Raw genomic sequence first — 6,294 nt, 5'->3', positions numbered from 1 at the left:
CCATGATTGGTGGCCTCAATGTCGACAATGAGATGGTGGGCTCCATCCACCGCGCTCTGCACATTGTATCCCACCACGCTGCCTTGGGCCGTGCTCTTCTTGACCAATCGGGCATCAGGGTCGGTCAGCGATATCTGGCTTTCACCACTGAGTTCCAGATCCCTCTGCATCTGTTCGTAGCGCTCTTTGGCAGCATGGAGCTGGGTGATTTTGTCCTGAAGGTCCTCGACCTTCTCGCTTTCCACGCCGCCGTCGGAGCCTGAGGCGGCATCATTGAGTTCAAGCTCCCTGAGATACTCAGCGATGTTCTTGTCCACGGTGGTGATCAACCCCTGGAGCTTGGGTTTGGTAAAATTGCGACTTCTGGAGTTGTCGGCTTTGAAGAAGGTGCCGTCGATGGCGACGATCTGTGCTCCAAAAAGGTTGAGATCCCGGCACAGGATGTTGAACTGCCGGAAGACTTGCTTGAAGACGGTGCGGTGGGCCCGCCGGAACTCGCTGATGGTTTTATGGTCCGGGCGCAGGCGTCTGAGCAGCCAGATGACCTCCAGATTGTGTTGGGTGAGCCGCTCAAGCTCCCTGCTGGAGCGTACACGGTAGAGATAACCATAGACGAAAAGCTTGAGCAGGTCGCCTGGGGCATAACCGGGTCTGCCGGTAGAAGCGGGAGCGACAGGCAGTTGCACCTGCTGCAAGTCCAGATTTTCGACAAAGGCATCAATGAAGCGCACCGTGTTTTCGGGGCCGACATAGTCTTCGAGGCACTCCGGAAACATTGAGGCCTGAGCGCGGTCTGCTCCAGTGATGAAACGACTCATGGTCAGCTACCTGCCACGGCCTCCTCATTCCCTCCAGCAGTTTTGACACAGTCTCTAAAGCTCTGCACTACTTTCAGCTGCCGCTTGCAGCGTAGTCCGGTTGTGCCAACCGGCTGCGGGAGCGGAGAGCGAGTTTCTTGGTGGGCGGTTGAGTGTGGTGGGGGCTGCGACGTCAAGGGTGGCGTGATCGACTCAAACCTTCGTGGCTTCGTGTGAGAATCCTTTCCGGAAGCCTTGCTGAGACGTAGTTCAGTTTTTGACTCGAACCATGGCCTGGCTGGATCTCTCGAATGCTTCATCGCTCAACGTGCTGCTCCTGACGGGAGCGGTGTTTGTGTTGGCGGGGGTGGTGAAGGGCGTGATTGGGCTGGGATTGCCGACGGTGGCGGTGGCCTTGCTGGCGCTGGTGATGAATCCGGCGGAGGCGGCGGCTTTGCTGGTGGTGCCATCGTTTGTGACGAATGTCTGGCAGATCTGGCCCTGGGGCACGCTGGGGCCGATGTTGAAGCGGCTGGGCGGCATGCAGATCGGCATTGTGGTGGGCAGTCTGCTCGGGGCGTGGATTCTGGGGGCTCCGGCGGGGAAGTGGGCCATGGTCGGGCTGGGCACGGCGCTCATCGGCTACGCGGGCTGGGCGCTCACGGGAGCCCGCACGACGGTGCGTCCTGAGTGGGAGCGCTGGCTGGGGCCGGTCATCGGGGCGATCACGGGATTTGTCACCGCAGCGACGGGCGTCTTTGTCATTCCGGCGGTGCCGTACCTACAGGCGCTGGGCTTGAAGAAGGATGAGCTGATCCAGGGCATGGGCATCTCCTTCACCGTATCCACCGTGGTGTTGGCGCTGGGCTTGGTGATGAACAAGAGCTACCCTTCGGCCGTGCTCGGCAGCTCCACGCTTATGCTCGTGCCCGCCCTCCTCGGCATGTATGCGGGCACATATCTCCGGTCTCGTCTGTCGCCGGCGCGGTTTCGCATTTGTTTCCTCGTGGGACTGATCGCCCTGGGCGTGCACCTTGTGGTGGGGAAGTGAGGCGGAAGAATGGATTTTCAACTTTGCACTCCCGCCCCTCCTGCGGGATAGACAGGCAATGGCGAGCAAAAAGCCTTCTGGCGACCGAGTGATCACCCGTATGGGGCAGTACCTGACGTACCTGTTGGTGCGGGGGCTGGAGGCTGTGTTGAGTGTGTTGCCGCTGACCTTTTGCGCCCGGCTCGGGCAGTTCCTGGGCGGGCTGGCGCATGTGTTTTTCGGGGGACCTCGACGGTTGGCGTTGCGGAACCTGGAGATCGCCTTTGGCCGCGAGAAGGATCTTGACTGGCGGAAGGCCGCCGCGAAGCAGCATTTCCGGAGCCTGGGGGCGAACTTCATGTGCAGCATGAAGTTCCAGGTGATGTCCGAGGAGGAGATCGTGAAGCGCGTCACCGTGGAGGGGGCTGAGCATGCGCAGGCGGTGATCGCCTCCGGCAAGCCGCTGCTCTACGCGATCTGCCACATCGGGTGCTGGGAGTTGCTCACGAACATCCCGTCCCTGTTCTGCTTCGGGCGGAAGCCGGCGACCATCTATCAGCCCCTGAGCAATCCCTACCTGGAGGCGCACGTGCGGCGTCGCCGGGAGAAGCTGGGGTATGCGCTCTTCAACCGCAGTGACGGCTTCGGCGCGCCCATCAAGCATCTGCGGGAGGAGGGGAGTGCGATCGGCGTACTGGTGGACCAGCACGCGGGGGACAAGGGCATCTGGTGCCCGTTCTTTGACCGTCTGGCCTCCACTTCCAGCCTGGCTGCGCTGATGGCCATGCGCTGCGATGCGCCGCTGCTGCCGCTGGCGGTGTACAACGACGGTCTGGGCAAGTGGAAGCTCGTCATCTACCCACCCGTGAACAGCGGGGAGAAGCGGGCCACCGCGGAGGGCCTGACCTCCATGCTCAACATCGCCGTGGAGGTGCTGGTGCGCCGGGCTCCGGCCGACTGGTTCTGGGTGCACAACCGGTGGAAGACGCCCAAGCCGGAGTTCCTGCTCTCCAAGTATCGCCGCGGCATCGTCCTGCCCAAGGGCTACGACGGCAATCGCCTGCAGCCCTTCAATCTCCTGGTGCGTTCGCCCAACTGGCTGGGGGATGCGTGCATGGCCATGCCGGCCATCCGCGCTCTCAAGCAGGGGCGGCCCGATCTGCGGCTCACCATTTTCTGCCAGGCCAATCTCAAGGAGCTCTGGGGCGCGGTACCGGAGGTGGATGCCGTGGTGACGAAGGCCAAGAAAGAAGGCATCCGCAGCGTGGCGCAACGCATCCGGGAGTCCGGCTACTACGATGCTGCAGTGCTCTTTACCAACTCCACGCGGTCCACGCTGGAGCTGAAGCAGGCGGGCATTCCTCGCCTGGTGGGTTATCACGGCTCTCTCAGATCGCGCATGCTGCATCAGGTCTGCGCGGAACCGGCCTCCTACAAGCCGCCGGAGCATCACGCCTACCGTTATCTGCGGCTGGCCAAGTTCTGCGGGGCCAAGACGGATGATCCCGCGCTGTTCTCTCCCACGGTGCCGCCAACGGGCGTGACGCCGGGGCAGGGGACGATCAAGGTGGGGATCTGCGCCGGGGCTGAGTATGGCCAGGCCAAACGCTGGCCGATGGACCGCTTCGCCGGGGTGGCAGCGGCTGTTTCCGTGCAGTGGCCGCAGGTGGAGTGGCAGCTCTTTGGCGCTCCGGGGGAGAAGGCCATGGGAGAGGCCCTCAGCCAGATGCTGGGGAACGTGCCTCATCGCAATCGCGTCGGGGCCACCACTCTGACCGAACTCATCGCCGAGCTGCGGGCCTGTCGCCTGCTCGTGACCAATGACACAGGCACCATGCACCTTGCGGCTGCTTTGGGCGTGCCTACGGTCAGCATCTTTGGCTCCACCGAGCCGGTGCTTACCGGGCCGCTGGGAGACAGGCACCTCGTCGCGCGTCATCATGTGCCCTGCAGCCCCTGCTTCAAGCGGGAGTGCCCCTTTGGTCACTATGACTGCATGACCGGCGTCACGGCAGAGAAGGTGGCGCGGCACGTGGCGGAGGAACTTGGGAAGGGGCTGGTGCTGGCCTAGCCCAGAGATCCTTCCTGCTGCGCGCGTGGCTAGCGGAAGCTGGCCAGCATTTCCAGAGCGGAGGCGTGCCAGAGGGTGTCGACGGATTCATAGCGTCCCTGCCGGGTGTACGTGGTGTAGTAGGTGTCGATCACCACCGGGGGGGACATGGGGAGAAAGACGACCACGAACCTTCCAATGCCGCCGATCGGGAAATGCGTTTCCAGGAGGTGGGTGGTGGTGTCTTCGAAGGTGAAGGGCCCGTAAGTGGGCATGTCCTCCCTCCAGTACTGTGCGCTGAAGATCTCCTCCGCCAGGAATTCATAGGGCTGCACCGCCTCGGACGCGACGGATCGGATCCGCAGGCGTTCCTTGAGTTCCGCGTAGGATTCCCCGCCAGCGACGGAACTGCAGAGTATCATCAGCAGGCAGGGCAGAAGTGAGATCCCCAGTTTCATTCTGAACGTGTGAGACCGATGAGACATCGGGAGCAGGCTGCCCGTCAACGTGGAACGGTATCGCAGTTGCGCTCGCCCCTTTTCTTTTCACTCGCAAGAGAACGGCCGGTGTGAGACTTTGGGGGCTCAACCTGTCGCGATTGTTTAGCCGAGTCAGATGAAGTTCCTGCGTGCCGTTTTGCCATTGTTGATCCTGGGGGGCTGCGCCTGGGGCGGCTGGACTTTGTACACCTCCCGGCCTGCGCCCAAGGTGAGCGAGACTGCTCCTGTCCTGGTGAAGGTGCAGGGTCGGATTCTGAAGAAATCCACGTTCCCCGTCCAAGTGCGGTCTCAGGGCACGGTGACGCCCCGCACGCAGAGTACGCTGCTGCCGGAGGTAAGCGCGAAGGTGGTGGAAGTGAGCCCGTCCTTCCGCGCTGGGGCCTTCTTTGAGAAGGACGAGGTGTTGCTGAAGCTGGATCCGGTGGATTACGAAACGGCGGTGGTGGTGGCCAAAGGCTCCCTCGCCCAGATGGAGGCGCTCCTGGCGGAGGAAAAGGCCAAAGCAGAGCAGGCGCTGGAAAACTGGAAGGCTCTGGGCCGCACCGGGGAGCCGAGCGCGCTGGTGCTGCGGCAACCTCAGCTGGCCCGCGCCGAGGCCGATGTGGCGGCGTCCAAGGCCCAGGTGATGAAGGCGGAGCGCGACCTGGACCGCACCGTGGTGCGCGCCCCGTATGCCGGGCAGGTCTTGCAGCAGAGTGTGGACGTGGGGCAGCTGGTCACCCCGGGCACCCAGCTGGCCAAGGTCTTTGCCGTGGACTATGTCGAGATCCGCCTGCCGCTGCCAGAGCGGGAAATGCGTTTCCTCAAACTCCCCGAGCGTTACCGGGGCGGCACCCCGGCGGAGGGGGCGGATCCAGAGAGCGTACCGGTGCGTCTGCGGGCATCGTTGAACGGTAAGGCGGTCCACTGGCAGGGGCGGCTGGTACGGGTGGAGGGTTCTCTGGATGCGGAGACCCGGCAGATCATTGCCATCGCCCAGGTGGATGATCCGTATGCCCGTCGTGCGGATGGGGTGCCACCGCTAAAGATTGGCCAGTTTGTGGAGGCGGAGATCCGGGGGGAGGTGCTCACAGACGTGTACGTCATCCCCCGGGTGGCCGTGCGCGCCGGGAACGAGATCATCCTCATCTCTGCTGAGAACCGCCTGCGCCGCATGACGGTGGAGCCTCTCGCGGCCGACGAAAAGGGGATCGTGATTTCAGCGAACTCGCCGAAGGCCCCCCAGGAAGGGGAGGTGCTGTGCATCACGCCCATCCCGTTCCCGGCTGATGGAGCGCGGGTGTTGCCGACCGTTGAAGGAGAGACGCTCCGCGAAGGGGAGCTGGGAGAGACGGGAAAGGTGCGGCGTGGGACCGGCGCTTCGTAAATCGGTGATTCAGTAATTCGGTAATTCAGTAAACAAGTGCGTCAGTGCGTCCGATTGGGGTTCTAGGTAATCTGCGGGCTGGTGGTTGGCATGATCACCGTTGAGCCGACTCTTGCGAGTCAGGTTTCAGGTTAATAGATTCCTCCAATCGCAATTGGCTCGGCAGCCTGTTCGGCTGTCTCCAGGTCGATGATGCACGGGTCAGTGAGGGCGGAAGGCACTTTGACCGCGGCGAGTCCCAGCTTGGTCAGGAACATATCGGCGTTGTCCGGAGCCACGGGTTGGTCTGGCGGCAGGGCGTCGCTGACGCTGTTCTGCGGAGGTCGGAAGAAGACACGCACGGACTTGTCACCCTCATGGCTGCCGTCCATGCGACAATCGCCCAGGTACCGTACCTGGCCTGCGCGGCGGAATTCGATGACACGGTAGTCGAGTGCACTTGCCTCGCGGGGCGGCAGAGCGATGGGGCGTGGACTGAGAAATGGGGTCTCTTTCATAGGGGCGGGTCGGGTTGGTGGTCGAAAGGGCTTTGCCGCTGGCGGCAGCGGGCG

The 6,294-nt window shown here is 63.0% G+C and carries 6 protein-coding genes; 3 read left to right on the top strand and 3 right to left on the bottom strand.

The genetic code is table 11. The annotated features are described in order from the left end of the window. Positions 1-818: transposase (locus tag BV106_RS30630; RefSeq protein WP_038171269.1), on the bottom strand; the 818-nt coding region annotated here is incomplete at its 3' end. 268 nt (positions 819-1,086) lie between these two features. Here BV106_RS30630 and BV106_RS30625 point away from each other — a divergent pair. Both BV106_RS30625 and waaF read left to right on the top strand, forming a co-directional pair. Beyond that, positions 1,087-1,848 carry a sulfite exporter TauE/SafE family protein gene (locus tag BV106_RS30625; RefSeq protein WP_038171249.1) on the top strand — a complete coding sequence of 254 codons (762 nt, stop codon included), beginning with the start codon at positions 1,087-1,089 and terminating at the stop codon, positions 1,846-1,848. 58 nt (positions 1,849-1,906) lie between these two features. Then, positions 1,907-3,898, top strand: a complete 1,992-nt coding sequence (gene waaF, locus BV106_RS30620; protein ID WP_038171248.1) for a lipopolysaccharide heptosyltransferase II — start codon at positions 1,907-1,909, stop codon at positions 3,896-3,898. 29 nt (positions 3,899-3,927) lie between these two features. On the opposite strand, the gene BV106_RS30615 is transcribed toward waaF, so the two are convergent. Further along, on the bottom strand, positions 3,928-4,299 hold the full coding sequence (locus BV106_RS30615; protein ID WP_265596242.1) for a hypothetical protein: 372 nt from the start codon (positions 4,297-4,299) through the stop codon (positions 3,928-3,930). Positions 4,300-4,492: 193 nt separating this feature from the next. Between BV106_RS30615 and BV106_RS30610 the strand changes: the two genes are divergently transcribed. After that, on the top strand, positions 4,493-5,743 hold the full coding sequence (locus tag BV106_RS30610) for an efflux RND transporter periplasmic adaptor subunit (RefSeq protein ID WP_051946571.1): 1,251 nt from the start codon (positions 4,493-4,495) through the stop codon (positions 5,741-5,743). A 131-nt stretch (positions 5,744-5,874) separates the two neighbouring features. Here BV106_RS30610 and BV106_RS30605 read toward each other — a convergent pair whose 3' ends face one another. Next, a complete protein-coding gene (locus tag BV106_RS30605) occupies positions 5,875-6,240 on the bottom strand; it encodes a hypothetical protein (protein ID WP_038171245.1) in 366 nt (121 codons plus the stop codon). Positions 6,241-6,294 lie beyond the last annotated feature (54 nt).

The organism is Verrucomicrobium sp. BvORR106 (genome assembly GCF_000739655.1).
Classification (GTDB): Bacteria; Verrucomicrobiota; Verrucomicrobiia; order Verrucomicrobiales; family Verrucomicrobiaceae; genus Verrucomicrobium.
Note: the sequence above shows the minus strand (reverse complement) of the source record. Positions and strands in the feature narration are given on the sequence as shown.

Bases quoted from the DNA above. Each gene is read 5' to 3' on its own strand.
- BV106_RS30605 (WP_038171245.1), bottom strand. From the start codon at position 6,240: ATGAAAGAGACCCCATTTCTCAGTCCACGCCCCATCGCTCTGCCGCCC.
- waaF (WP_038171248.1), top strand. From the start codon at position 1,907: ATGGCGAGCAAAAAGCCTTCTGGCGACCGAGTGATCACCCGTATGGGG.
- BV106_RS30625 (WP_038171249.1), top strand. From the start codon at position 1,087: ATGGCCTGGCTGGATCTCTCGAATGCTTCATCGCTCAACGTGCTGCTC.
- BV106_RS30615 (WP_265596242.1), bottom strand. From the start codon at position 4,299: ATGATACTCTGCAGTTCCGTCGCTGGCGGGGAATCCTACGCGGAACTC.
- BV106_RS30610 (WP_051946571.1), top strand. From the start codon at position 4,493: ATGAAGTTCCTGCGTGCCGTTTTGCCATTGTTGATCCTGGGGGGCTGC.